We start from the raw sequence: 26,169 nt of genomic DNA, 5'->3' as shown, positions 1-26,169 counted from the left end.
AACACATGAAAACAATCATCCGGAACGGCCGTGTCATAGATCAGAAGAACCGCATAGACGGCGTCATGGATGTTTTCATCGCAAGCGGGAAAATCGCCGCTCTGGGCACTGAGCCACCACATGGCTTCCAGGCGGACCGCGAAATAGACGCAACAAATTTGATAATATGCCCTGGTCTGGTGGATTTGTCGGCCCGCTTGCGCGAGCCGGGCCTTGAGTACAAGGCTACGCTCGAATCCGAAATGGGAGCTGCGGTAGCCGGCGGCGTGACCAGCCTTGCATGCGCCCCTGATACCGATCCTGTACTGGATGAGCCCGGCTTGGTGGAAATGCTGAAACACCGCGCGAGAAGCCTGAATCAGGCCCACGTCTATCCCATCGGCGCGCTGACCAGGGGTTTGAAAGGCGAATGGCTGACGGAAATGGCCGAGTTGCGCGATGCGGGCTGCGTCGCTTTTAGCCAGTCCGACAAGCCGCTTCCCAACACCCGAGTGATGATGCAGGCCATGCAATACGCCTCCACCTTCGGCTTCGGTGTATGGTTGCGCCCCCAGGATGTCTACCTTGCGGACGGAGGGGTGGCGCACGACGGTGAAGTAGCCACAAGATTGGGCTTGCCAGCCGTTCCGGTATGCGCTGAAACAGTGGCATTGTCGAATATCATTTTGATGGCGAAGGAAACCGGCGCAAAGGTGCACCTGTGCCGGATATCCAGCGCGGAAGGTGTCGCCATGATAAGGGCAGCCCGGCAGCAGGGATTGTCCATTACCTGCGACGTGGCGGCAAACCATGTGCATCTATCCGAAATGGACATCGGCTTTTTCGATTCCAATTGTCATCTCGTCCCTCCGCTGCGCAGTCTGGGCGATCGTGATGCGTTGCGTGCCGGGCTGCTGGACGACACGATAGATGCGATATGCTCGGATCATGCGCCGGTGGACGACGACGCCAAATTGTTGCCGTTTGCCGAGGCCGAGGCGGGCGCCACCGGCCTGGAACTGCTGCTGCCCCTTACGTTGAAATGGGCGGCGGAGATGAAAATTCCCTTGAGTGCCGCTCTGTCCAGGATTACTTCGGGACCAGCCCGCATACTCGGCGTGGAAGCCGGTCACCTGTCTCCCGGCGCTGACGCTGATCTTTGCATTTTCGACCCCGCCCAATACTGGCGCGTTGATGCGGCGGCGCTTAAAAGCCAAGGCAAGAATACGCCCTTCCTGGGCATGGAACTCGAGGGCAGGGTAAAATATACTCTCGTGAGCGGCCTCGTCGTGCACGAGGGCTAAAGCCATAAGCTCTGGCAAGGCCGGTTTCCACATCCCCGAGTTTAACTTACCTGGATCAACATAATGAATCCTCTGCTTGATTTTTCCGGACTGCCGCGCTTCGCGGATATTAGAACCGAACATATCACCCCGGCAGTGCAGCAACTGCTGGCGGAAAACCGCAAGCTGATTGATGGCATACGTGAAGATACAGGCACGCCAGACTGGGAGAATTTCGTACAGCCCATGACGGACGCCAACGAGCGGTTGTACCGCGCGTGGGGACAGGTCTCGCATTTGAATGCTGTGGTGAACACGCCTGAATTGCGCGAGGCTTATAACGCCAACCTCTCTCTGATCACTCAGTATTATGCCGAGCTGGCTCAGGACCAGGCGCTGTTCGAGAAATTCAAGCAACTTCGTAACAGCAAGGAGTTCGAAAGCTTGAGTTCCGCCAGAAAGAAAATAATCGAGAACGAGCTGCGGGATTTCCGCCTTGGCGGTGCGGAGCTGCCCCCGGAAAAAAAGGAGCGGTTTCTCCATATCCAGGAAGAGCTGTCGGCGCTCGGTTCCAGATTCAATGACAATCTGCTGGATGCCACCAATAAATTTGCCTTACATGTGGAGAATGCCGATGAGCTTGCGGGCATTCCAGACGATGTGCTGCAAACGGCAAGAGAAATTGCAGAAAAGGATGGTCTTTCCGGCTGGAAATTTACCCTGCATGCGCCTTCATATCTACCGCTCATGCAATATGCGAACAACCGGGGGCTGCGCGAAAAAATGTATCGGGCCTATTCCACCCGCGCGAGCGAAATTGGAACGAGTGAGACGGGGACCACCGCTCCTCTGATCAATGGCGCCGCCAATCTGGATAATGCCCCGCTTATCTCTAAAATACTGCAACTGCGCAAGGAAGAGGCGCAGCTTCTTGGATTTGATTGCTACGCCGAAGTGTCGCTCGCGACAAAAATGGCGTCGACCCCGAAACAAGTGCTGGATTTCCTCGGCGAACTGGCGGCCAGGGCCAGACCTTATGCTGAACAAGACCTGCGAGAATTACGTCAATTTGCGGCCGATAAACTGCAATTGAAAGCCGTTGAAGCATGGGATCTGGCTTACTTAAGTGAAAAATTGCGCCTTGACCGCTATGCATTCTCGGAACAGGAAGTGAAGCAGTACTTTCCGGAAACGAGCGTACTGCCGGGGATGTTCAGACTGGTGGAGAATCTTTATGGCGTCGTTATCGCGCCCGTGGAAGCTGTCGATGTTCAGCTCTGGCATCCCGACGCCAAGCTCTTCAATATAACCGACACTGGGGGCAATCTCATCGGCCGATTTTATCTTGACCTCTATGCTCGGCCCGGCAAGCGCGGCGGCGGCTGGATGGATGATGCCATCAGCCGCCGCCGTAGCGGGTCTGAAGGAACCGGAGAGCATCACATCCAGGCGCCGGTAGCATACCTTACCTGCAATTTCTCGGCACCCGTCCGCGTTGATGGTCAAACTCGACCAGCGCTGTTTACCCACGACGAAGTCATCACCTTATTCCATGAGTTTGGCCATGGCCTCCATCACCTGCTTACGCAAGTGGAGGACCTGGGCGTATCCGGTATCCATGGAGTGGAATGGGACGCAGTGGAATTGCCCAGCCAGTTCATGGAAAACTTCTGCTGGGAATGGGAAGTGCTGCGTGATATGACCGGGCGCGTTGACTCGTTACTGCAAGGCAGGAGTTTGCGGGAAACGCGCCCTGCCCCGCTTCCCGCCCCTGATGGCTCCGCCAATGCCGTGTCCGCGGGGCGCGTTGACTCGTTACTGCAAGGCAGCAGTTTGCGGGAAACGCGCCCTGCCCCGCTCCCCGCCCCTGATAGCGAGCACATCCCTCGCGAGTTGTTCGATAAAATGCTGGCGGCTAAAAATTTTCAGAGCGGGCTGCAAATGTTGAGGCAGATAGAATTCGCGTTGTTCGATATGCATTTGCATTCGGACTTCGACCCGAATGGCGAGAAAACCGCGCAGCAAATGCTGGATGAAATCCGTGAGCAGGTTGCAGTCATTATTCCGCCCAAATTTAATCGCTTTCCCAACAGCTTTTCACATATTTTCGGGGGCGGGTATGCGGCGGGATATTACAGCTACAAGTGGGCGGAAGTATTATCGGCGGATGCTTACAGTCTTTTTGAGGAAAGCTCTGCTGGAAAGGTAATTAGTCCCGAAAACGGCGCCCGTTTCCGGAATGAAATTCTTGCGGTGGGCGGGAGCCGTCCGGCACTGGAATCCTTCATCGCCTTCCGGGGGCGAGAACCAAAAATAGATGCATTGCTGCGTCATAATGGCATGGCGGCCGCATAAACATTCTCCACATCGGATGTCTGCGGAGGTGCTTTTATGCCGCACGCAAGTGCTAATCCCGTGGGCTTCGCTCCGTTCATGACCTCCGCATTACGCTTGCAACAACGTCTTTCGGAAGTTAGTATACAAGCAATCGGCATTGCTCATCCTCGTCAGATTCGAGGCCCAGTAGCGTAATCTTCGGGAGTTGAGAGTGATCAAGAATTCCCGGCATCATTTACAGTTCAAGCCGACAGAATACCAGTAACGCCGATAATGGCGGATGTTTGGCATCGCTCGACATAGGAGAAATCAGATGAGACGTTTTACATACGGGGTTATTATGGCTGCTGTGCTGGCTACGGCGTTGGCAGCGTGCGCGCAGCGGCCCCCGGCCCCTCAGGTCGAAAAATTCAGTGATGGCGAATTACCTGTACCCGAAAAATACAAGAGCTGGCCGAAATTTTTATCTGACGTACAGCGTCCGGATGCCAAGCAAGTCCGTGAGATTTATATCAACCCCATTGGCAACAGCACCAAGATGGGCGACAATTTCCCCAACGGCACCATTACTGTAATGGAAATTTACAAAGCCCGTGAAGCGGCTGACGGTACTCCGCTGAAAGGCGCCGACGGTAAACTTGTCAAAGGTGAATTGCAGAAAATAGGAGTCATGGGCAAGGGTCCCGGCTGGGGTGAAAGCGTCACGCCGCCAGAGCTCAAGAATGGCGACTGGGTATATTCCATGTATATGGCCGACGGAAAAACGAAAGCCCCGGATGATTACGCAACCTGCCGCGCATGCCACCTGCCGTTGACAGACAAGGACTATATTTTCCGCTATGACGAGTATTTTCAGAAACGGGCGGACTGATACTGGTAAGCCCTGAGTAATATCGCTGGAGTCTGCTGTTAAGCGAAAAGAATACAGCCACAACCAGACCGGCAAGGCACGCCCATAACCATGGAGTGGCGGCGTGAATCAAAGAAAAGGGGCATGCTGCTTGAATGAATCGTGGCACGGCTTCAGGTCGAGCCTGAGCTCTGATGAAATAGAAGCAGTTTTTGAATGACTTTTCCGACCTCAGGAAGATAACCGGCATTCGCAAACCACGCCGCATGCTCTGTATCATAGCGTTGAGAAGAATAAAACAGATCGAGCGAAATACTTACAAACTTGATCCTGTCAGCGATTGATGCCTGGGACCTGCTCCAATACAGGCGTGCGAAGCTAATCTAGCTGAGCTTACCGTGGCATTGTTTATATTTTTTGCCTGATCCGCAGGGGCATGGATCGTTACGGCCGATTTTCTCCCCGTGACGCACAAATGGCTGATGCTTCTCCGCGCGATCCTGGACCTCTTCGCCCGTCTCGCGGCCTTCGACTTGTTCCTCTTCACCCAGTGCTTCTTCGAAAGCCGCATGATGATACTGTACGTTTATCGGTGAGTGCTGTGTTTCCGCCACTGCTTCCACCTGCTGCTGGCTTCTTATCTGCACCGTCATGAGTGTTCTGGTTACTTCCGACTTGATCTCCTCAAGCATGGCGCCGAATAGTTCAAAAGCCTCCCGTTTGTATTCCTGTTTTGGGTTTTTCTGCGCATAACCACGTAAATGGATGCCCTGGCGCAGATGATCCAGCGCCGCGAGATGCTCGCGCCAGTGGGTATCGAGGCTTTGCAGCATGACAGCGCGCTCGTACTGATGCATGACGCTCGTTCCCACCTGATCGACTTTCCCTGAATAAAGTTCCCCCGCAGCCTCGATAATCCGCTGGTGGAGACTTTCCTCTTGCAAGTCGGGCTCCTTCTCCAGCCACTCCTGTAGCGGCAATGGCAGCTGATATTCAGCGGCCATTGCCTTCTCCAGCCCCGGTATGTCCCACTGCTCTTCCACGCTCTGCGGCGGAACGTACGTGGTGACGAGACTACTCAGCACGTCGCCGCGCATCGCGGTAATCGTCTCCGAAATATCTTCCGACTCGAGAAGTTCAGTGCGCTGCTGATAAATTACCTTACGCTGATCGTTGGCGACATCATCATATTCCAGCAATTGCTTGCGTATATCGAAGTTGCGGGCTTCGACCTTGCGCTGAGCGTTTTCAATGGCCCGGGTAACCCAAGGGTGCTCAATGGCCTCTCCCTCGGGCATATTGAGCTTCTGCATGATGCTTGCCACGCGATCCGATGCGAAGATACGCAGGAGCGGATCTTCGAGCGAAAGATAAAAACGGCTTGACCCGGGGTCGCCCTGACGCCCGGCGCGGCCTCGCAACTGGTTGTCCACCCGGCGGGATTCGTGCCGTTCTGTGCCAATAATATGTAATCCACCAAATTTCAGCACTTCATCATGCAGCAGCTTCCATTGCTCCTGCAATTCCGCGATACGTTCAAGTTTGGCCTGCTCGCTCATGCTTTCGTCGGATCGAACGCGCTCAAGCTCGGGTTCCAGATTGCCACCCAGCACAATATCGGTCCCTCGCCCCGCCATGTTGGTAGCGATGGTGATCATTTTCGGACGTCCGGCCTGAGCGACAATTTCAGCTTCTCTTGCATGCTGTTTTGCGTTCAGCACCTGATGCGAAAGCTTCTCGCGGTCCAGCAACTGGGACAGCAATTCATTGTTCTCGATAGAGGTCGTTCCAACCAGAACAGGTTGTCCTCTCTCGTAACAGTCTTTGATGTCCTCAACGATTGCGCGGTTCTTCTCGCCCATGGTACGAAACACCTGATCCATACGATCATTGCGGACCATTGGGCGATGGGTCGGAATGATGACCGTTTCCAGTCCGTAGATCTGCTGAAACTCGAAAGCCTCCGTGTCAGCGGTGCCCGTCATGCCACCCAGCTTTTGGTACATGCGGAAATAGTTCTGGAAGGTAATCGAGGCGAGCGTCTGGTTCTCTTTCTGAATCGGAACACCCTCTTTCGCTTCCACCGCCTGATGCAGTCCTTCCGACCAGCGCCTGCCGGACATCAGCCGTCCCGTAAATTCGTCGACTATGACCACTTCCCCGTTCTGTACCACGTAGTGCTGGTCGCGGAGAAATAATGCGTGGGCGCGCAAACCAGCGTACAGATGATGGACAAGGCTGATGTTGGCGGGATCGTAGAGGCTGGTTCCCGGAGAAAGCAATCCGGCCTGGGCAAGCAATTCTTCCGCATGCTCGAAACCTGCCTCGCTCAGCAGCACCTGCTGAGCCTTCTCATCCACGCTGAAGTCACCCTCGCTTTTCTCTGTTTCCTGCCGGACCAGTTTCGGAATCAATGCATTCATGCGCACATAAACCTCGGTATTGCCTTCGGCCTGACCGGAAATAATCAGCGGTGTGCGCGCCTCGTCAATGAGAATGGAGTCCACCTCGTCAACGATGGCATAATTGAGCACACGTTGTACGCGCTCGCCGGGGTGATTCACCATGTTGTCGCGCAGGTAATCGAAACCGTATTCGTTATTGGTGCCATAAGTTATGTCCGCAGCGTAGGCGGCCTGCTTGTCAGCATGATCCATCTGCGAAAGGATTACGCCAACGCTGGTACCGAGGAACTCATAAATACGCCCCATCCACTCGGCGTCCCGTTTTGCCAGATAGTCATTCACGGTAACGAGGTGAACACCCTTGTCCGCCAGCGCATTCAGATATGCAGGCAAAGTGGCCATCAATGTCTTACCTTCGCCGGTTCGCATCTCGGCAATCTTGCCACTGTGCAACACCATCCCGCCAATCAATTGCACATCGAAATGGCGCATTCCAAGCGTCCGCTTGGCGGCTTCGCGCACCACCGCAAACGCCTCGGGCAGCAACTCGTTCAGAGTGGCTCCGCCGGCAACACGTTGTTTGAACTCGTCAGTTTTCGCCCGTAGTTCGGCGTCGGTAAGCGCCTCAATTTTTGCTTCCAGCCCGTTGATCACCCCGACGGTTTGGAAATATTGCTTGATCAGCCTGTCATTACGGCTTCCGAAGACTTTCTTAAGCAGATTATTGAGCATGAAATATCGAGAATTCTATTAAGCGGCGTCCAAAAAATAAGGGGTGAGGTTTTTGGCCTCACCCCCGCTGCAGAGTGTTGGTCCGGCTCAACCGGGCATTTTCAAGAATCGCGATGGATTTTGCGGCGAGCCCTTGTGTCTGACTTCAAAATGCAGATGCGGGCCGGTCGAACGGCCGGTGCTGCCCACTTCTGCAATCTTCTGCCCCCGCACTACAACCTGGCCCAGCTTGACCAGTCGCTTGGAAGCATGAGCATAGCGACTGACGAAATCATTGCCGTGGTCGACATCGATCATATTACCATATTCAGGGTGGTGATCGGAATACACTACCACCCCACCTGCTGCCGCCACAATAGGCGTTCCTATGGCAGCAGAAAAATCAACCCCTTCGTGAAAAACGCGTTTACCCGAAAAAGGATCGATGCGAACCCCGAAGCCGGAGGAGTACCACTTGGTGTTCACGGGCATAACGGACGGCAGCATCTTTTTTTTGAGTCTGTCCTGCATCATCATGGAATCCAGCGCGCCAAGCTTGTCCGTCCTGTCATCCAGCATGTACGACAATTCCTGGATTCTATGGTTAAACTCCGCGAAGGATATATCCTGGGACGGCAGAGTGGATAGCGTTCCCCCCTGTCCCGGGCTTTGATTGAATAGAAATTCCTGGGGTTTGATACCGGATAGCTCCGCGAGGCGGGCGCCTACGGAATCGAGCCGCAATAGTTGGGCTTGCATCTGGCCCATTCTCACCGCCATTGCGTTAAGGCTATCGCGCAAATACGACTGGGTTTTTTGATGTTCTTCCTGTTGCACGCTTAAAACCAGCGATCTCAGGGAGGGGCTGTCAATCTTGTCCGCATAACGGAGGGAAAGATAGTTCAGACCTATTGCCAGTAACACAGAAGCCAGAAAAAATCCCGCAGCCAGAAGCACCAGATGCGTGCCTGTCAAGGTCAAGGTTTTCGCTTTTGGCAAGTTGTTGGAAATTAGAATAACATTCATCTCATTCCCTTAATTATCGTTCAGCCACTGCCCCATGACCGCACGCAAGATCAATTTTTATCTCGGAGCCATGAGGCTGACACCAGAGCATCAACGCCTGTTCAGCCATGCGGACCTGCTAACTGCCATGCATCAGGCATTCGTAAAAATCGCGCCGCCTCAACTGGCCCAACGTTGCGTTTCAGGCGGATTTTCTGAAGGAAACCTGACAATCTGCGCAGATAACGGCGCGATTGCGGCAAAGCTCAGGCAAACGGTGCCTTCCTTATTATTAAAATTCCACGCGATGGGCTACGAGGTTACTGCAATTCGAATTACGGTGCAAGCAAATTACCGTAATAATCGAGCACACGGGATATCCGGCAAAAAACCCAAAATAGGTCCCGCCGGCATGGAAAGCCTTAATGATCTGGCCATGGAGTTGCCTCAATCACCGTTGAAAACGGCAATCGAATCATTACTGAAAAAACAGCGAATGGGAAGATCCGGTAGGAATCACTCCGACTCGGATACACAGTGAACGGGGATATAGGGCAGCACTTGCAATAGCAATGGAACGCAGAAATGCAAGCGCGACACTGCCGAACGGCAGGCGCTGCAACTTCCGTTTCCGGGGAATGAACAATGGCTGTGCGTCTGCCGGGCGCGACAATATTCAGTACATCCCTTTCCTGATAACTATCAGGTGGACTCCGCTAAAGCGACCCCCGTGCATCAAGGAGCTGCTGCTTCCCGAAATTCTTACCCCGGGATGGCGGTTTGATTAATAGAAAATACTCAATCCGCCTGTTTCCTCAGAAACGCCGGGATATCGAGCACATCCACGCCGGATTTTTTCATCGCTTCAATGGTTGCATCTCGCCGTCTGTTTGTGCGCATTGCGGCAGGCGCATCCAGATCCTTCCAGTTGATACCATCGGCGAACACGGTATTGTCCGTCCCGTTGCGCATCTGGATGACGCTCATCGGCTTGGGTTGCGTGCGGTTGACTACACCGCCAAGTCCCGTTGCCACCATCGTCACCCGCAGGTTTTCCTCCATGCTCTCATCGAGCACCGTTCCCACTATCACGGTAGCATCTTCGGCGGTAAAATCCTTGATGGTGCTCATCACTTCATGTACTTCACGCATCTTCATCGCTGAACTGGCGGTAATATTTACCAGCACTCCCCGCGCGCCGGCAAGGTTGACGTCTTCCAGCAATGGACTCGCAACTGCCTGTTCCGCCGCCGCGCGCGCACGATTTGCACCGGAAGCAAACGCTGAGCCCATCATTGCCATGCCCATTTCCGACATCACGGTTTTTACGTCGGCAAAATCAACGTTGACAAGGCCCGGGCAATTAATAACTTCCGCGATTCCTGCCACCGCGCCGTAGAGAACGTTATTGGCGGCCTTGAATGCGTCAAGCATGCTGACATCTTCGCCGAGGACCAGCATCAATTTGTCGTTTGGAATCACGATCAACGAATCGACGTATTGCGATAGCGCCTCCATTCCCGCCTGAGCCGCCTTGAGGCGTCGCCCTTCAAAAGAAAAGGGCTTGGTAACGACTGCCACGGTAAGAATGCCCATTTCCTTTGCCACCTGCGCCACCACCGGCGCGGCCCCGGTTCCTGTGCCGCCGCCCATTCCGGCGGTAATGAACAACATGTCGGCACCGTCAATCAATTCGGCGATCCGGTCACGGTCTTCGAGCGCCGCGTTGCGTCCAATGTCAGGGTCCGCGCCGGCGCCCAATCCCTTTGTGATGGCAGATCCCATTTGCAGCAGCGTGCTGGCCTGATTCCGCTTCAACGCCTGTGAGTCCGTGTTGGCGCAAATGAATTCAACGCCTTGCACCCCGTTCAGGATCATGTGATCCACGGCGTTACCACCGCACCCGCCGACGCCGATGACCTTGATAACGGCGTCCTGTGTTTGTGTTTCCATGATTTCGAACATAGCGCTTCTCCTTTGTGGGTTGAAACAACAACTTGTTTATTTACGACTTTTCGCTTCTGGAACTGCTTTCCCTTTAGAGGCGCCGGGAAAGCAGGTGCTCAAAAATTTACCTGAAACCAGCTCTTCATCCTTTCCAGAATCCGCTTGAACGAATTGCCCTGCAGCCTGGTATGCTGCTGTCTTTGAAGCTGCTCCATGCCGGCCAGAATCAAACCAATACCGGTAGAACATCGTGGCGTAAGCACCACTTCTTCCAGGCTGCCGCGGTAATTGGGCAGGCCCAATCTCACCGGCATGTGGAATATCTCTTCGCCCAGTTCCACCATGCCTTGCAGCGAGCTGCTGCCGCCGGTAATGACGATTCCCGACGACAGCAACTCTTCAAAACCGCTACGGCGCAGTTCAGCCTGAACCAGCGAATAAAGCTCTTCCGCCCGCGGCTCGATCACCTCAGCCAGTGTCTGTCGCGAAAGCTGGCGTGTACCGCGATCACCCACACCTGCCACTTCCACCATTTCGTGCGGGTCAGCCATGTCCCGCAACGCGCAGCCGTACCGGCATTTGATGTCCTCGGCATCCTTGGTAGGGGTACGAAGCGCCATGGCGATATCATTGGTGATCTGGTCCCCGGCAATCGGGATCACCGCAGTGTGGCGAATGGCGCCATGAGTAAATACCGCAATATCGGTCGTGCCACCACCGATATCCACCAGGCACACGCCCAGGTCTTTTTCATCCTCGGACAGCACCGCCATTGCCGAGGCCAGTGGCTGCAACACCAGATCACGCACCTCCAGCCCGCATCGGCGCACGCACTTCATGATATTTTGCGCTGCCGATACCGCGCCGGTGACGATATGAACCTTTACTTCCAGCCGTATCCCGCTCATGCCGATGGGCTCGCGCACGTCCTCCTGGCCATCAATGATGAATTCCTGATTGAGGACATGCAGGACCTGCTGGTCGTTCAGGATGTTCACCGCCTTGGCGGTTTCCATCACGCGCTCCACATCCAGCCGGGACACCTCCTTGTCCTTGATGGCAACCATTCCGTGCGAATTGAAACTCTTGATATGGCTACCCGCGATGCCGGTATAAACTTCACGAATTTTGCAGTCGGCCATCAATTCGGCTTCTTCCAGCGCACGCTGGATTGCGTTTACTGTTGTCTCGATGTTGACGACCACGCCTTTCTTCAGGCCGCGCGAAGGGTTGCTACCCATGCCGATCACGTCATACCCCCCTTCGGGCTTCACCTCGGCGACGATGGCAATGATCTTCGACGTCCCGATATCGAGGCCGACGATCAGATTCTTTGTTTCATTACTTCTATTCATCTACCTACCGGCCCTTGATCTCGCGATCTTTTCAGAACACACCCTGTTCTTTCTTACCGCATCGTTGCTCACCGCGCAGCAAAACCGCCGGGATAACGCAAATCCACATAACTCAATCTCTGGTTCAATTGCGCCACGCTCCGGTCGTGCAGCAGCACGAACCGCGCCAGCCGCGCTTCCACCTGCTCGCGGCCAAGCTCCAGTACGAGTCCGCTATTTAAATGGACCCTCCACGCGCGGCGGGGAGAAAGGCTCATGTGCCCAATGCTCAGTTCCAGCGGCGCCAGTAGTTTGTTAAACACGTCATACTGCCTGACCATTTCACCCGAGCTTTCCGGCGGACCCTCAAATACAGGCAATCTCTCATCCGACGCAGCATTGAATATTTCGCCGTGCGTACTTACCAATGCATCGCTGCCCCAGCGCGCCAGCGCCACATGCTCCTCCAGCGTTACTTCCAGACCTCGTGGCCAGATACGACGAACACTTACCGCGCTCACCCACGGGAGCTTGTCAAAAGCTTTACGGGTCGCTTCCAGATCAACTGTAAGAAAATTCCCCATTTCTTCGCTGCGCACCACGCCGTCGATTTGTTCCCGCGTCACGTGCCCCAAGCGGCCATCACTATTGCTACCGCGAATATTCATTTCCTGTAGCGGAAACGCGGGCAGATGAATTACCCAATAGCTGATGAGGTAGATCGCCATCACAGCCGCCAGCGCAAATAGCCAGTTCGCCACCAAGTCCAGCGACTGATGGTTATCCCACATGCGCCAGCTCCAGGATCCGCACCACCAGCTCGTCAAATGTTATTCCCGCCGCGCAAGCCGCCATTGGCACCAGGCTGTGGCCGGTCATGCCGGGCGACGTGTTGGTTTCAAGAAAATAGGGCTTGCTGGATTTATCCAGTATCGCGTCCACTCTTCCCCATCCCTCGCAACCTAAAACCTTGTGCGCCTGCAGCGCCTGCGCCTGGATCGCGCGCTCCTCGGGAGCGGACAAACCACTTGGGCAAAAATAGCGTGTTTGCTGCGACACATATTTGGCTTCATAATCATACAAACCGCTTTCGGTCTGAATCCGGACCAGGGGCAGCGTCATCTCGCCGAGAATGGCGACAGTGACTTCCATGCCCTCGATATATTGCTCCGCCAGTACCATGGAATCGTGACTGGCAGCCAATCTCCATGCCGCCGGCAATTCCCTTGCATCCGTTATCTTTGTCAAGCCGATGGTCGATCCTTCACGGGACGGCTTGACGATCAGCGGCAGGCCGAGCTCGTCGATTACCGCATCCAGGTCACTTTGTTCTTCAAGCAAGATGGAACGGGGTGTATTGATCCCTGTCGCCTGCCAGAGTAATTTGGTGCGCCATTTATCCATTGCCAGGGCGCTCGACAATACGCCGCTACCGGTATAAGGCAGACCCATCAGTTCCAGCGCACCTTGCACCGTACCGTCTTCGCCGTAACGTCCATGCAGCGCAATATGAGCGCAGCTGAATCCCTGCCGCAGAAGGGCTTCCATTGGTTGTTCAGACGGATCGAATGGATGGGCATCGACACCCTGCCGCCGTAGTGCATCAAGCACGGCCTCACCGCTTTTGAGTGAAATCTCGCGCTCAGCCGAGCGGCCGCCCAGGAGAACGGCGACTTTGCCAAAATCGTGAGTTCTTGCCATATTGATCATGTCCTGCCCTATTCCTTGACCATATAATTCAGGGCGAATCTCGATGGATCCGGGGGTTGCCGATAACCCGGATTTCCGGTTGCAATTCAATCCCAGTTTGTTCTTTCACTGTTTTACGTACGGTCGTGATGACTGCTTCAATATCCGCTGCGGCGGCGCCACCGGTATTCACGATAAAGTTTGCATGCTTGGGCGAGACCATCGCGCCACCAATACGCATACCCTTCAATCCGCATGATTCGATGAGCCGCGCGGCCGAGTCGCCGGGTGGGTTGCGAAACACCGATCCCGCATTGGGCAGATTCAATGGCTGGCTACTGATACGCCGGTCGAGCAGATCCTTGATCTTCCGGCGCGACGCCGCCTCTTCGCCGCTCATCAGTTTGAAGTACCCGCCTGCAAACCATTCCTCGTTGATGACAAATCCGGTTTTCTGCTCCTTGACCGGGGTAAACGCCTCGGCCTTCAACGCCACATGCCGGTAGCCGATCTCGTAATCTTCCACTATGCGTTCACGCAGATGCCCCGTACGGTCGAGCGTTTGTACCCGTTCGACGATTTCCCAGGTTTCTACCCCGTAACAACCCGCATTCATCGCCAGTGCTCCCCCCACCGTGCCGGGAATGCCCGCCAGAAACTCCGCCCCGGCCATGCCGTGCATGGCGGCGAATCGCGCAACCTTCGCGCACGCCACTCCGGCTCCCGCATATATCAATACGACCCCCTCCTTCAGTTGCTCCAACCGGAGATCGTTAAGCCGCGCATGCAGGATCACCACCGTGCCTCGCAATCCTCCGTCCCGTACAAGCAGATTACTGCCAAGTCCCACTACATATACCGGCTCATCCGGCGGCGAAACTTGCATAAACTCGACAAGATCGGTCAGATCAGCAGGTAGATAGAGACGCTCGGCCTCTCCCCCGGCGCGCCAGGACGTGTATTTTTTCATCGGCTGATTCACACGCATTTCACCGCGCAGGGTGTGCAAGTCATGGGTCAACGTAATTTCCGACATATCCATCCGTGCATCCTGTTAGCTGATCTTCTGCCGCGAGTCCGAATGCTTTCGACTTCCTTCGATTACCGGCCCAGCCTGCTCAACCTGAGTTCCCTTTAAAAGATTAGGCGCCACGCTTCCCACCGATCCCGCACCCATCACCAGCACCACGTCGTTGTCCTGTGCCACGCCCTGGATGGCGGCGGGCAACTCGTCCACTGTCTCCACAAAGATCGGCTCTACTTTACCCAGCACTCTCAGCGCGCGCGCCAGCGCCTTGCTATCCGCGGCAACCAGAGGCGCTTCGCCTGCCGGATAAACCTCGTTCAATAACAGCACATCGACAGTTGATAAAACTTTGACGAAATCCTCGAACAAGTCGCGTGTGCGGGTATAGCGATGTGGCTGAAACGCCAGTACAAGACGGCGGTCGGGAAACGCGCCCCGCGCGGCTGCAATGGTGGCCGCCATCTCCACCGGATGATGACCGTAGTCGTCGATCAGCGTGAACTTTCCGTCCCTGATGCCGCTTCCATCGGCCGCCAGATCAATTTCACCGTAGCGTTGAAAACGCCGATCCACGCCCCTGAAGCCTGCCAAGGCCCGAACTATGGCTGCGTCCGGTAGCCCTACCTCGTTGCATACGGCAATGGCGGCCAGCGCATTTTGCACGTTGTGCAAACCGGGCAGATTTAGCGTAATTTTGAGCTTGCGCGTCCTGCCGTTGACTCCTATCAAAGCCGTAAAATGCATTTTTCCTTCGCTGTGGCGGATATCGGCGGCTCGAACCTGGGCGGTGTCGGATAAGCCATAGGTCGTGATGGGCTTGGTGATGGCGGGCATGATTTCACGCACGCTCGCGTCATCCACGCACAGCACCGCCATACCGTAAAAAGGCAGGTGCTGCACAAAATCGACGAATGCCTGCTTGAGCTTGCTGAAATCGTGGCCGTAGGTTTCCATATGATCCACATCTATATTGGTTACCACTGCCAGCACGGGCTGCAAATAGAGAAACGAGGCGTCGGATTCGTCGGCCTCGACGACGATGAATTCACCACGGCCCAGCTTCGCGTGAGAACCTGCGGCCTCCAGCCTGCCACCGATAACGAATGTCGGATCCATATCGGCTTCGGCTAAAATGCTGGCGATCAAGCTGGTGGTAGTGGTCTTGCCATGGGTGCCGGCAATGGCGATTCCTTGGCGTAGTCTCAGCAATTCCGCCAGCATGATGGCGCGCGGGACAACCGGAACATTACTCTCCCGGGCCGCGACCACCTCCGGGTTGTCAGGCCTGATCGCCGTGGAAGTAACCACCGCGTCGGCAAAGGCGATGTGACTGCTCGCGTGGCCAACATGAACGATCGCACCCAGTTTCTTCAAACGCCGGGTAATAGCGGTAGCTGTCAGATCAGAGCCGCTGACCTGATAACCCAGATTAAGCAGTACTTCGGCGATGCCGCTCATGCCCGAGCCCCCGATGCCAACAAAGTGAACGCGTTTGACCTTATGTTTCATATTCGCAACGTGTAAATCGTGAAGCGCAACAACATAATTGAAGAACCGTAGTGCTATTCATTCCCGCCGCATTCCTTTTTATGTTTTTATCATTTCCATGCATGCTTCCGCCACCAGCCGGGTCGCATCCGGTTTCGCTCGTTCGCGGGCCTTCATTGCCATTTCCAGCAGCTGTTCCCGGTTGAAGCCCACCAGTAGTTCCGCCAGCCGTTGCGGAGTCAATTCATTTTGCGGCAGCAATACCGCCGCATGCCTGTCACTGAGAAATCTCGCGTTGCATGTCTGATGATCGTCGACCGCATACGGATAAGGCACGAGAATGCAGGCTACCCCGGCTGCGCTGAGTTCGGCGATGGTCAGCGCCCCCGCACGGCAGATCACGAGATCGCAATCGGCATAATGCCCTGCCATGTCGTCGATGAAGGTGAGCAGATTGCCTTCCACCTGCGCTTCGGCGTAATTTTTACGCAGCGCATCCAAATGCCTCTTCCCTGCCTGATGGGTCACGCGCGGACGTAAATTTTCCGGTATCCGTTTCAGCGCCTGCGGGACAGTGGTATTCAGTGCTTGCGCTCCCAGGCTCCCGCCAATTACGAGCAGCTTCAATGCTCCACTCCGGTTGGCATACCTTTCTTCCGGCGGCGCCAATTGGCTGATTTCACTGCGCACAGGGTTGCCGGAAAACAGTACCTGCTTATTGCTCCTGATTGCATCGGGAAATCCCAGCAGTACCTTGTCAGCAAGCTTCGCCAGTATCCTGTTGGCCAGACCCGGAATTGAATTCTGTTCGTGTATCAACAACGGCTTGTTCAGCAACGAAGCCATTGTGCCGCCTGGAAATGCCGGATAACCACCCATGCCCAGCACGACGTCAGGACGCACCTTCATTATCACTTTGGCGCTTTGCCATAGCGCCAGTAAAAGCCGCAGCGGCAACAGTGCCCATGCTCGAATACTCTTCCCGCGCAAACCGGAAAATCGAATGACTTCCAGATCATGCCCTCGCCGGGGCACGAGTTCCGTCTCCATTCCTCCTTCGGTGCCCAACCACACTACCCGCCACCCGGCAGTCTTCATATATTCCGCGACCGCAAGTCCGGGAAACACGTGCCCGCCGGTTCCGCCCGCCATAATGAGTATGGTGCGAATCAAGTTCGATATCCCGATATCCGATTTTCGGCAGATTTCATAACGCATAACCTTTCATCAGCTGCCGGTTTTCCCAATCTATACGCAGCAGCACGGCTAGCGTAATACAGCTGGCGACGAGGCTGCTGCCGCCAAAGCTCATCAGAGGCAACGTTAATCCCTTTGTCGGCAGCACCCCCATATTCACACCCATGTTGATAAATGCCTGCAAGCCCAGCCATACGCCTATCCCTTGTGCAACAAGTGCGGCGAAATGCCGCTCCCTTATCGCTGCCTGCCGGCCGATGATAAAGGCTCGTATCACCAGGCATGCGAACAGTGACACAACTGTCAGGACGCCAACGAAACCAAGCTCTTCCGCGATCACCGCAAGCAGAAAATCCGTATGCGCTTCAGGCAGGTAAAAAAGCTTTTCCACGCTACCGCCTAGGCCCACACCCAGCCACTCGCCACGCCCGAACGCAATCAGGGCGTGGCTCAACTGATATCCTTTTCCATAAGGATCATCCCACGGATCCATGAATCCCAGGAAACGCTGCATGCGATAAGGTTCGACCCAGATCAACGCCAGCAGGCTGATCGCCAGGAAACCGATCAATCCCGCGAATAGCTTCAGGTTCACTCCTCCTAAAAACAGGATCGCCATTGTGATGACGGTGATGACGACGAACGAGCCGAAGTCGGGCTCAAGAAGCAACAGCACACCTACCATGAGCATGACGATCAGCATGGGAAGGAAACCTTTGCGAAAACTTCCCAGATAAGCCGTCTTGCGGACTGTATAGTTGGCGGCGTAAAGGACCATGCACAGCTTCATGAATTCCGATGGTTGAAAATTTGCGACAATCAATGGAATCCAGCGCTGGCTGCCGTTGACCTCGTGGCCTATGCCGGGAATCAGCACCAGCACCAGCAGGAATACGCCAAGAAAGAACAGATGGAATGAATACTTCTGCCACAACCGCATCGGTACCTGAAATGCGATCAAGCCCGCCAGCAAACCCAGCCCCAGGTTAATTCCATGCCGAACAAAAAAAAAGGCCGGGTAACCATTGGTGCCCTGTCCCGCCTCGGCAATAGAGATGGAAGCGGAGTAAACCATCACCAACCCCAGACTCAGCAGCAGTATCGCGGACCAGATCAAAGACTGGTCAAAATGCGGCAGGGCTTGCTGGGCTCCGATATCGTGCTGGTAAGTCATCAGTGGATCACCCTCTTAGGCAGGCTGATCAGGTCTGCGTTTGCCGACATGATCCCGCCACCCTGGATTTGCCTTACCGCCGCTACAAATACTTCTGCACGATGCGCATAATTCCTGAACATATCCAGGCTTGCACATGCTGGTGACATCAGTACCGCGTCACCAGCATGTGCCAGCGCAAAACTTTTTTGCACCGCCTCTTCCATTGTCGGGGCATGGTGCAGTGGCACGCCGCAATGCCTGATCGCAGCCGCGATTCTTCCTGCATCCCGTCCGATCAGCACTACAGCGCGCGCATGTTCCGCCACCGGCCCAGCCAGAGGCACAAAATCCTGTCCTTTGCCATCCCCGCCCGCTATTAAGACCACGCGTGGCTGCATGCCGGTCAGGGCCGCGACCGTTGCTCCCACGTTGGTACCTTTCGAGTCGTCATAAAAAGTGACACCGCCAATGGTTGCAATCTTCTCCATCCGGTGCGGCAAGCCCTGGAATCTACGCAAGGCCTGCAGTAATGGTTCAAACGGCAAAGCAATCGCACGGCACAGCGCCAGCGCAGCCAGAGCATTCGCCGCATTGTGCAAGCCGCTGACAACCAGTTCGCTGGTTTTCATCAAACGCGTGTTTCCTTGCACCAGCCAGATATTCTTACCTTCATGCAACAGACCGAAATCGCTATCACCCATCGGCAAATCCAGACCGAAAGTCATCTGTTTTCTGCCCGTCAACGCCATTCCGCGAACGATATGATCATCACGATTCAATATCTGCACTCCTCCTCCATCATTGCCGCCGCTGGCGCTGACCCCACGGAGAAATAACCGGGCTTTCGCTGCGGCATAATCCCGCATCCCGTCGTAGCGGTCGAAATGATCTTCACTCAAATTCAACACTGCCGCCCCGTCCGGGTTCAGATTATGTGTAGTCTCCAACTGAAAACTGGAAACTTCCAATACCCATGCCTGGGGCAATTTTCCCGAATCTTCACGCCGCACCAGTGCATTCAGCACGGCTGGGCCGATGTTGCCCGCCACCTCCACATCCCAGCCGGCTTCTTTCAGCATTGCCCCCGCCATGGCCGTGACCGTTGTTTTGCCGTTCGAACCTGTAACGCCCAATATTGCGGGCCTTTGAATGCCCGCTTGTGCGATTGCCCACGCAAAGAGTTCCATGTCCCCCACCACGGGAACACCATCCTTCAACGCCGTCTGCACGAATCGCTCAGCCAGTGTTACGCCGGGACTGATAGCAATAAGGTCGATATCGGCGAAAATGTCGGCCGCAAATGGACCAATGGCAATGCGGGCATGAGGCAGGGCCTGTTTCAGGTCCTCCAGGCAAGGTGGGGCTGTACGGCTGTCCGCAGCGCGCACGTTTGCTCCCCTGCGCGAGAGCCACTTGGCCATCGAGAGCCCGGTTTCGCCTATTCCGAGTACTAATACCGTTTTGCCCTGCAAGTTCATCATGGCTTTGGAGTTCATCTCAACTTCAAGGTCGACAATCCAAACAGCACCAGCATCATGGTAATAATCCAGAACCGCACCACTACCTGGTTTTCCTTCCAGCCTTTCAGTTCGTAATGATGATGCAGCGGCGCCATCCGAAAAATTCGTTTACCAACCAGCTTGAACGAAGCCACTTGCAACATCACGGACAAGGTTTCCACCACGAACACGCCGCCCATGATGAGCAGTACAATCTCCTGGCGTACAATCACTGTCACGATCCCGAGCGCGGCCCCAAGGGCAAGCGCCCCGACATCGCCCATGAATACTTCCGCCGGGTAGGCGTTGAACCAGAGAAAAGCGAGCCCGGCGCCCGCCAGCGCGCCACAGAAAACGGCGAGCTCACCTGCATGGGGAATATGAGGAATCCCGAGGTATTTTGCGAATACCGCATGTCCCGCCACGTAGGCGAAAATGGCCAGGGCACTGCTGATCATCACTGTCGGCATGATGGCAAGGCCATCAAGGCCATCGGTCAGATTCACCGCGTTGCTGGTGCCCACTATGACAAAATAGGTAAGCGCCACAAACCCGGCTAGTCCCAGCGGTATCGCGACATGCTTGAAGAATGGAACGATCATGATCGTCTGGGCCGGCAACTCGGCCGTTAAAAAAAGATATAGCGCCACCAGGATCGCGATCGCAGACTGCCAGAAGAGTTTTGCCCTGGCGGAGAGCCCCTTCGGATTGCGATACACCACCTTCCGGTAATCATCCACCCAGCCGATCATGCCGAAACCCATGGTGGTAACAAGCACAACCCAGACGTAGCGATTGCTCAAGTCCGCCCAAAGTAGCGTGGAAACAGCAACGGATACCAGTATCAGTGCGCCACCCATCGTTGGCGTGCCCGCTTTGACAAGATGCGTTTGTGGTCCGTCATCGCGCACGGATTGTCCGATTTTGTAGGCGGTGAGCTTGCGTATCATGGCGGGACCCACTATGAATGAGATCCCAAGGGAGGTAAGCGCCGCCAGAACAGTACGCAACGTAATGTAATTGAATACATTGAATAGGCGAATATCCTTTGCAAGCCATTGGGCAAGCTCTAGCAACATGTGTGCCGCCGGCAAAAGACTTCGTTCTTCGGGGCCTGTAAACAGGAGAACTTTATCGGCTTGTTCATGACTTCCGCAATAATCAAAAATTCATGGCTCATCAGTCTTATCAGTCCCTGGTAATTCAATATGCCTGACTACCCGCTCCATTTGCATGAAGCGCGAACCCTTTACGAGCAGCGTCACATCGCGTCCCAGCAGGCTTTCCACTTCAGTGAGCAAATCCTGGATGTTCTTGAAATGCCGCGCACCGCTACCGAATTTTTCCACGGTGTATGCGCTCAATTTTCCCAAAGCCAATAATCTGTCAATCCCGGCAGCGCGAGCCTCGGTCCCGACACGTTCGTGAAAATCCCTGGCACCGCTACCCAGCTCACCCATATCGCCAAAGACGAAAATTTTTTTACCTTCCGCTTTTGCCAGCACGGCCAGTGCGGCTCTGACGGAATCCGGGTTCGCGTTGTAACTGTCGTCTATCAATGCGGCGTCATGCAGTCCACGTTTCTTCTGCAAGCGTCCCTTCACGCCTCGAAATGCGGTCAATCCCGATACTATTGCTTTTGCGCCAATACCCAGGGCCACTCCTGCCGCCGCCGCCGCGAGCGCGTTTCGTACATTATGTTCACCGGGCACCTGTAGCTTCACCTCCTCAACGCCATCGGGCAGATTCAGTGTAACCCTGCTGTCCAAAACGCCGGGCTGATAGCGTGCACCCACTGCGGGCTCGCCCTCAAGACCAAAATCCACCACCTTCCTGTCACCGGCAAGCCTGCGCCACAGCGGCGCATGAGGATCATCCGCATTGATCACGGCTACCCCATGTTGACCCAGTCCCTCAAAAACTTCCCCTTTGGCGCGAGCGACCGCTTCCACGGAACCCAGCCCCTCAACGTGCGCCTCTCCTGCATTGGTGATCAGTGCAACATCCGGCTTTACCAGCCCTGTCAAGTACGAGATCTCGCCGGCATGATTCATGCCCATCTCCATCACCACGTAGCGATGCCATTCGCGCAACCGCAAAAGCATCAGGGGAACACCGATATCGTTGTTGAGATTACCTTCCGTCGCCAGCACCTTATCTGACCCGCTCAAGTGCCCCTTCAAGGGTTCCGCCTGCCCGGCAACACAACGCAAAATAGAAGCGATCATTTCCTTTACCGTGGTCTTGCCGTTACTGCCGGTCACCGCGACCACCGGCATGCTGAACCTGCCGCGCCAGTGCGCTGCCAGCTGTCCCAATGCCAACCTCGTATTTTCGACCCGTATGAGGGGGATTCCCGATTCCCGAATTTTAGCTCCCGCATCCCGGTGAACCATCGCCGCTGCCGCGCCTTTTTCCGCTACCTCGGCAATAAAATCATGGCCATCGAAAGCCGGTCCCGTGAGAGCGACGAATAGATCGCCTTGCCTCACCGAACGGCTATCCGTACCGACGCCGGTAAAATACGCGTCTTCACCGGACCAATCACCGTGCAGAGCACGGGCTGCTTCCTGCACAGTCATCATGTCCGTACCGGCACTCTCTCCATCAGTAACCGTGTAGCGACTTCACTGTCGCTGAACGGTATCTTTCCCCCGTTTATTTCCTGATACGCCTCATGCCCTTTCCCCGCGATCAATACGACATCACCTTTCCGGGCGTCATTGATTGCACGGCGAATAGCAGCGGCCCTGTCTTTCTCGATATGAAAATCGGCAGTTGCCCCCGCCGAGATTTCACTAATAATGATGTCCGGGTTCTCGGTCCTGGGATTGTCATTGGTGATAATGACTTCATCAGCCAGTCGTGTCGCAACTCCGCCCATCAATGGACGCTTGCCGGCGTCACGCTCGCCCCCACACCCGAATACGCATATCAATCGGCCCGATCCTGTATCCACTTTTGAATCCGCATGAAGAATCTCTCGCAGTGTGGTCAACACTTTTTCCAGGGCATCCGGGGTATGGGCGTAATCGACCATGATGAGCGGCTGATCGCCACCCCCTATCTGCTGCATTCTGCCCGCTACCGGTCGTATTCCCTGCAGGGCGCGTACTGCATCCGGGAGGCGGATTCCGCTGGCAAGAAGAGAAGCGAGCACAGCCAAGAGATTGGAAGCGTTGAAGCTTCCCACGACTTCCGTTTTAAATCTCAAATGTGCAGCTTCGAATTCGATATCGAATTCCAGACCTTGCGGCCCCGCCTTGAGATTGCGCCCGCGCAATAGCTTGAATTTGCCGGAATCGCTGATCTTAACTGCGGGTTCGGCAAATCCGTATCCGATTATTCGCTGGTCTGTTCCTTCAAGATCGTTCAGCAAACGGACGCCAAACGGATCATCGAGATTAAGTACAGCATGCTTTAGCCCGGGCCAGTGAAACAGCCGGGCCTTGGCGGCAGCATACGCTTCCATACTGCCGTGATAATCGAGGTGTTCCCGTGACAGGTTCGTGAATAAAGCGACTGCAAACGCTGCGCCGTTGATACGCTCCTGGACTATTCCGTGCGACGATACTTCCATTGCCACGCAACGGGCGCCCGCTTGCAGGAAACCCGCCAGTTTCCGATGCAATAGCACCGCATCCGGCGTCGTGTTGGCACTTTCTTCAAGGTCTCCGTAAAAGCCGGTCCCAAGGGTGCCGATAATCGCGGCTTTTCTGCTCAACGCGGTCATCGCCTGCGCAATCCAGTGACTGCAGGAGGTCTTGCCATTCGTTCCTGTAATACCTATGAGCCATAATTTTTGAGAAGGGTGGTCATACACGTTGTCGGCAATAATGCCCGCCTTTACGCGCAGTCCTGATATCGGCAGATTAGGTATTTCCCATGACGGGTTCCATATGAAGCTGTCATGTTCCCACAATACAGCGTTTGCCCCCCCTGCAATGGCCTGAGGAATGAACTGGCGGCCATCACCCTTTTCGCCTGCATAGGCCACGAATGTGTCTCCCGGCTTCAGCAGGCGGCTATCCGTCACAAGATTGGTGATTCTGACACCCAAACCATCAAGCGCGCGAAAATCAAAATATGACTTTGATTGTTCCGGAAACGCTTTGTTTCCAACACCCGGTCTTGAGCTCATACGTCGCCCTTGTCTTGCTTTGGCCCTGGTGCGGCCGTCAACGACATTACACTGGGTACGGGCGCGTCATTTGGGACATTTCGCAGGCGCAGGACCCCGGCCATGACCCTGCTGAATACCGGAGCCGCCACCGTTCCGCCAAAATATTTGCCGGCGGAGGGTTCATCCAGCATTACCGCAATGACAAATCTGGGATTGGAAGCCGGCGCGTAACCGACGAACGTGGATAGATAGCGGTTCTTTGCATAACCATTGCCTTCCAGCTTATGCGCGGTACCCGTCTTCCCCGCGACCCGGTAGCCGCTGACTTGGGCCTGCATAGCGGTACCGCCCGGTTGCGCCACCGTTTCCAGCATCCTGCTTACAGCGAGCGCGGTCTCGCGAGACAATACGCGCTTGCCTGCGGGAGGTGACTCGAGCTTTACGAGCGATACCGGTTTCAATTCGCCCTCGCCGGAGAATAAGGTGTAGGCGCGGGCGAGTTGCAGCAGACTCACTGCAATGCCGTGCCCATACGACATGGTTGCCTGTTCGATTGGGCGCCAGGTATGGTGGGGACGTAGCTTGCCGCTCACCTCGCCGGGAAATCCTGAGCCGGTCGGGGCGCCAAACCCGGCGCCGCTCAGCATTTCCCACAATGTTTGCGGCGGCAGCGACAAGGCAATCTTTGCGGAACCGACGTTACTCGACTTCTGAATCACCTGCGCAACCGTTAGCTGTCCTTCCTCATGTGCATCGCGTATTGTCGCCTTGCCTATGGAGAACGTGCCCGGCGCTGTCTCGAAAATGGTATCGGGCTTTACCCCGCCGGATTCAAGCGCCGCCGCGATGGTGAATGGTTTCAGTGTCGAACCCGGTTCGAATACGTCGGTCAAGGCTCTGTTGCGGGCTCGCCCGCCATTCATGTTCATCCGGTTATTGGGGTTGTACGTAGGCAGATTGACGAGCGCCAATACCTCGCCCGTCTGCGCATCGAGTACGACGATACCCCCCGCCTTGGCTCTGTTGATTTCCACTGCCTGGCTCAATTCACGGTAAGCCAGGTATTGAATTTTACTATCCAGGGACAGCGCTATGTTCTCTCCGGACTTCGGCGACTGGATACTTTCCACATCCTCGACGACACGTCCTTTGCGATCCTTGATGACCCGGCGGCTTCCGGGCTTGCCCGCGAGTTCATCCTGCCACGCCAGCTCTATTCCCTCCTGCCCCTTATCGTCCACATCGGTAAAGCCAAGCACATGGGCGGTTAATTCCCCGGCCGGATAATACCGGCGGTATTCACGTTTGAGAAATATGCCCGGCATATTGAGCCCGACTACCCGGGCGGCGACATCCGGCGACAAATGACGCTTAAGGTAAACAAAATCGCGCTTTGATCCATGCGGCGAGTTGTGCTGCCGCCCATGCTTTGACCCCTCGAGATGCGATCCATCGAGACGACGACGGACTTCCGCAGCGTCCAGCCCGATCAAATTTGCCAGTTTTCCTAATTGCTCCGGTGTTGCGTTCATGTCCTGCGGACTCGACCATACCGATTCGACAGGTGTGCTGATCGCAAGCGGTTCACCATGCCGATCCGTAATCATTCCCCGATGTGCGCTCATTTCCAGTATCCGGCTGTAACGCGACTCGCCCTTCTGTTGCAAAAAACCGTTGTGCATTCCCTGCAGATACGCCGCGCGCCCCGCAAGTCCCGTCAGGCCCAGCAGCAATAGCGCAACCAGCAGGCGCGAGCGCCACGCTGACAGAATGATATGTGGAGGATGACGGGGCTTCATGGTTTCGATGCTTCTACGGAATCTGCGGCTTGGGGAGGGACCGTCAATGGGATGAACTGCACGCGCGATGCTTCTGGAACGCGCATGCGTAATTTCCCGGTAGCGATCTTTTCAACGCGCGCGTGCATTGCCCATGTACTTTGTTCAAGCTGCAATTGTCCCCATTCCACCGCCAGCTGCCTTGCCAGCGCCTGTTCTTTTTCCAGCTCTACAAAAAGCTTGCGCGCCTTGTGCTGTGAAGTCACAACACTCAGCGCGCAGGCGATGAGAATTAAAGTCAACAGAATGTTTATCCTGGTCACATCAGTCTCTCTAGGCCGGGAACGCCGCCATGACTCTT

General features: G+C 55.3%; 20 protein-coding genes. 4 read left to right on the top strand and 16 right to left on the bottom strand.

Features of this window, described 5'->3' with window-relative positions:
- Window positions 1–5 precede the first annotated feature (5 nt).
- From BMZ14_RS09155 to BMZ14_RS09145, 3 genes are all read left to right on the top strand, one after another.
- Window positions 6–1,283: a dihydroorotase gene (locus BMZ14_RS09155; protein WP_074796934.1), complete on the top strand. Its 1,278-nt coding sequence runs from the start codon at window positions 6–8 to the stop codon at window positions 1,281–1,283.
- 63 nt (window positions 1,284–1,346) lie between these two features.
- Window positions 1,347–3,617 carry a M3 family metallopeptidase gene (locus tag BMZ14_RS09150; RefSeq protein WP_074796933.1) on the top strand — a complete coding sequence of 757 codons (2,271 nt, stop codon included), beginning with the start codon at window positions 1,347–1,349 and terminating at the stop codon, window positions 3,615–3,617.
- A gap of 295 nt (window positions 3,618–3,912) precedes the next feature.
- A complete protein-coding gene (locus tag BMZ14_RS09145) occupies window positions 3,913–4,470 on the top strand; it encodes a cytochrome P460 family protein (RefSeq protein ID WP_074796931.1) in 558 nt (185 codons plus the stop codon).
- A gap of 362 nt (window positions 4,471–4,832) precedes the next feature.
- On the opposite strand, the gene secA is transcribed toward BMZ14_RS09145, so the two are convergent.
- Both secA and BMZ14_RS09135 read right to left on the bottom strand, forming a co-directional pair.
- Complete coding sequence (gene secA / locus BMZ14_RS09140; RefSeq protein WP_074796929.1) at window positions 4,833–7,586, bottom strand: preprotein translocase subunit SecA; 2,754 nt, start codon at window positions 7,584–7,586, stop codon at window positions 4,833–4,835.
- An 87-nt stretch (window positions 7,587–7,673) separates the two neighbouring features.
- Entirely contained in the window at window positions 7,674–8,591 is a 918-nt protein-coding gene (locus BMZ14_RS09135) for a M23 family metallopeptidase (protein WP_074796927.1), read from the bottom strand.
- Between the two features lie 34 nt (window positions 8,592–8,625).
- On the opposite strand from BMZ14_RS09135, the gene BMZ14_RS09130 reads away from it, so the two are divergent.
- Complete coding sequence (locus tag BMZ14_RS09130; protein ID WP_074796925.1) at window positions 8,626–9,111, top strand: DciA family protein; 486 nt, start codon at window positions 8,626–8,628, stop codon at window positions 9,109–9,111.
- A 257-nt stretch (window positions 9,112–9,368) separates the two neighbouring features.
- Here BMZ14_RS09130 and ftsZ read toward each other — a convergent pair whose 3' ends face one another.
- The 14 genes from ftsZ to ftsL form a co-directional block, all read right to left on the bottom strand.
- Window positions 9,369–10,535 carry a cell division protein FtsZ gene (ftsZ, locus tag BMZ14_RS09120; protein WP_074796921.1) on the bottom strand — a complete coding sequence of 389 codons (1,167 nt, stop codon included), beginning with the start codon at window positions 10,533–10,535 and terminating at the stop codon, window positions 9,369–9,371.
- Between the two features lie 98 nt (window positions 10,536–10,633).
- Entirely contained in the window at window positions 10,634–11,872 is a 1,239-nt protein-coding gene (gene ftsA, locus BMZ14_RS09115; protein WP_074796919.1) for a cell division protein FtsA, read from the bottom strand.
- Between the two features lie 68 nt (window positions 11,873–11,940).
- Window positions 11,941–12,642, bottom strand: a complete 702-nt coding sequence (locus tag BMZ14_RS09110) for a cell division protein FtsQ/DivIB (protein WP_074796917.1) — start codon at window positions 12,640–12,642, stop codon at window positions 11,941–11,943.
- Complete coding sequence (locus tag BMZ14_RS09105) at window positions 12,632–13,552, bottom strand: D-alanine--D-alanine ligase (RefSeq protein WP_074797065.1); 921 nt, start codon at window positions 13,550–13,552, stop codon at window positions 12,632–12,634. The genes BMZ14_RS09110 and BMZ14_RS09105 overlap by 11 nt, the downstream gene beginning before the upstream one ends.
- A 37-nt stretch (window positions 13,553–13,589) precedes the next feature.
- Window positions 13,590–14,582 (bottom strand): UDP-N-acetylmuramate dehydrogenase, encoded by a 993-nt coding sequence (gene murB, locus BMZ14_RS09100; protein ID WP_074796915.1) that lies wholly within the window; start codon window positions 14,580–14,582, stop codon window positions 13,590–13,592.
- A 12-nt stretch (window positions 14,583–14,594) separates the two neighbouring features.
- On the bottom strand, window positions 14,595–16,076 hold the full coding sequence (murC, locus tag BMZ14_RS09095; RefSeq protein ID WP_074796913.1) for a UDP-N-acetylmuramate--L-alanine ligase: 1,482 nt from the start codon (window positions 16,074–16,076) through the stop codon (window positions 14,595–14,597).
- A gap of 78 nt (window positions 16,077–16,154) precedes the next feature.
- Window positions 16,155–17,273, bottom strand: coding sequence for an undecaprenyldiphospho-muramoylpentapeptide beta-N-acetylglucosaminyltransferase (gene murG / locus BMZ14_RS09090; RefSeq protein WP_177186951.1), 1,119 nt, complete (start codon window positions 17,271–17,273; stop codon window positions 16,155–16,157).
- Window positions 17,263–18,426 (bottom strand): putative lipid II flippase FtsW, encoded by a 1,164-nt coding sequence (gene ftsW / locus BMZ14_RS09085; RefSeq protein WP_074796912.1) that lies wholly within the window; start codon window positions 18,424–18,426, stop codon window positions 17,263–17,265. Before ftsW ends, murG begins: the two co-directional genes overlap by 11 nt.
- A complete protein-coding gene (murD, locus tag BMZ14_RS09080; protein ID WP_074797063.1) occupies window positions 18,426–19,886 on the bottom strand; it encodes a UDP-N-acetylmuramoyl-L-alanine--D-glutamate ligase in 1,461 nt (486 codons plus the stop codon). The genes ftsW and murD overlap by 1 nt, the downstream gene beginning before the upstream one ends.
- A gap of 14 nt (window positions 19,887–19,900) precedes the next feature.
- Window positions 19,901–20,986, bottom strand: coding sequence for a phospho-N-acetylmuramoyl-pentapeptide-transferase (gene mraY, locus BMZ14_RS09075; protein WP_074796910.1), 1,086 nt, complete (start codon window positions 20,984–20,986; stop codon window positions 19,901–19,903).
- 90 nt (window positions 20,987–21,076) lie between these two features.
- On the bottom strand, window positions 21,077–22,492 hold the full coding sequence (locus BMZ14_RS09070; protein ID WP_074796908.1) for a UDP-N-acetylmuramoyl-tripeptide--D-alanyl-D-alanine ligase: 1,416 nt from the start codon (window positions 22,490–22,492) through the stop codon (window positions 21,077–21,079).
- On the bottom strand, window positions 22,489–24,048 hold the full coding sequence (locus tag BMZ14_RS09065; RefSeq protein ID WP_074796906.1) for a UDP-N-acetylmuramoyl-L-alanyl-D-glutamate--2,6-diaminopimelate ligase: 1,560 nt from the start codon (window positions 24,046–24,048) through the stop codon (window positions 22,489–22,491). Before BMZ14_RS09065 ends, BMZ14_RS09070 begins: the two co-directional genes overlap by 4 nt.
- Window positions 24,045–25,829 (bottom strand): peptidoglycan D,D-transpeptidase FtsI family protein, encoded by a 1,785-nt coding sequence (locus tag BMZ14_RS09060; protein WP_074796904.1) that lies wholly within the window; start codon window positions 25,827–25,829, stop codon window positions 24,045–24,047. The genes BMZ14_RS09065 and BMZ14_RS09060 overlap by 4 nt, the downstream gene beginning before the upstream one ends.
- A complete protein-coding gene (gene ftsL / locus BMZ14_RS09055) occupies window positions 25,826–26,131 on the bottom strand; it encodes a cell division protein FtsL (RefSeq protein ID WP_074796903.1) in 306 nt (101 codons plus the stop codon). The genes BMZ14_RS09060 and ftsL overlap by 4 nt, the downstream gene beginning before the upstream one ends.
- Between the last annotated feature and the right edge of the window lie 38 nt (window positions 26,132–26,169).

The sequence above is a fragment of the Nitrosospira briensis genome, from assembly GCF_900115125.1.
Classification (GTDB): domain Bacteria; phylum Pseudomonadota; class Gammaproteobacteria; order Burkholderiales; family Nitrosomonadaceae; genus Nitrosospira; species Nitrosospira briensis_A.
The sequence above is the reverse complement of the archived record's forward strand: the minus strand, read 5'-3'. Positions and strand labels throughout refer to the sequence as shown.

Coding starts and splice junctions, on each gene's coding strand:
- murD (WP_074797063.1), bottom strand. CDS start 19,886: ATGAACTTGCAGGGCAAAACGGTATTAGTACTCGGAATAGGCGAAACC.
- secA (WP_074796929.1), bottom strand. CDS start 7,586: ATGCTCAATAATCTGCTTAAGAAAGTCTTCGGAAGCCGTAATGACAGG.
- BMZ14_RS09065 (WP_074796906.1), bottom strand. CDS start 24,048: ATGAGCTCAAGACCGGGTGTTGGAAACAAAGCGTTTCCGGAACAATCA.
- BMZ14_RS09130 (WP_074796925.1), top strand. CDS start 8,626: ATGACCGCACGCAAGATCAATTTTTATCTCGGAGCCATGAGGCTGACA.
- mraY (WP_074796910.1), bottom strand. CDS start 20,986: ATGTTGCTAGAGCTTGCCCAATGGCTTGCAAAGGATATTCGCCTATTC.
- BMZ14_RS09145 (WP_074796931.1), top strand. CDS start 3,913: ATGAGACGTTTTACATACGGGGTTATTATGGCTGCTGTGCTGGCTACG.
- ftsW (WP_074796912.1), bottom strand. CDS start 18,426: ATGACTTACCAGCACGATATCGGAGCCCAGCAAGCCCTGCCGCATTTT.
- BMZ14_RS09060 (WP_074796904.1), bottom strand. CDS start 25,829: ATGAAGCCCCGTCATCCTCCACATATCATTCTGTCAGCGTGGCGCTCG.
- murB (WP_074796915.1), bottom strand. CDS start 14,582: ATGGATATGTCGGAAATTACGTTGACCCATGACTTGCACACCCTGCGC.
- BMZ14_RS09135 (WP_074796927.1), bottom strand. CDS start 8,591: ATGAATGTTATTCTAATTTCCAACAACTTGCCAAAAGCGAAAACCTTG.
- BMZ14_RS09150 (WP_074796933.1), top strand. CDS start 1,347: ATGAATCCTCTGCTTGATTTTTCCGGACTGCCGCGCTTCGCGGATATT.
- BMZ14_RS09110 (WP_074796917.1), bottom strand. CDS start 12,642: ATGTGGGATAACCATCAGTCGCTGGACTTGGTGGCGAACTGGCTATTT.
- BMZ14_RS09070 (WP_074796908.1), bottom strand. CDS start 22,492: ATGATGACTGTGCAGGAAGCAGCCCGTGCTCTGCACGGTGATTGGTCC.
- murC (WP_074796913.1), bottom strand. CDS start 16,076: ATGAAACATAAGGTCAAACGCGTTCACTTTGTTGGCATCGGGGGCTCG.
- BMZ14_RS09155 (WP_074796934.1), top strand. CDS start 6: ATGAAAACAATCATCCGGAACGGCCGTGTCATAGATCAGAAGAACCGC.
- ftsZ (WP_074796921.1), bottom strand. CDS start 10,535: ATGTTCGAAATCATGGAAACACAAACACAGGACGCCGTTATCAAGGTC.
- BMZ14_RS09105 (WP_074797065.1), bottom strand. CDS start 13,552: ATGGCAAGAACTCACGATTTTGGCAAAGTCGCCGTTCTCCTGGGCGGC.
- ftsA (WP_074796919.1), bottom strand. CDS start 11,872: ATGAATAGAAGTAATGAAACAAAGAATCTGATCGTCGGCCTCGATATC.
- murG (WP_177186951.1), bottom strand. CDS start 17,273: ATGCGTTATGAAATCTGCCGAAAATCGGATATCGGGATATCGAACTTG.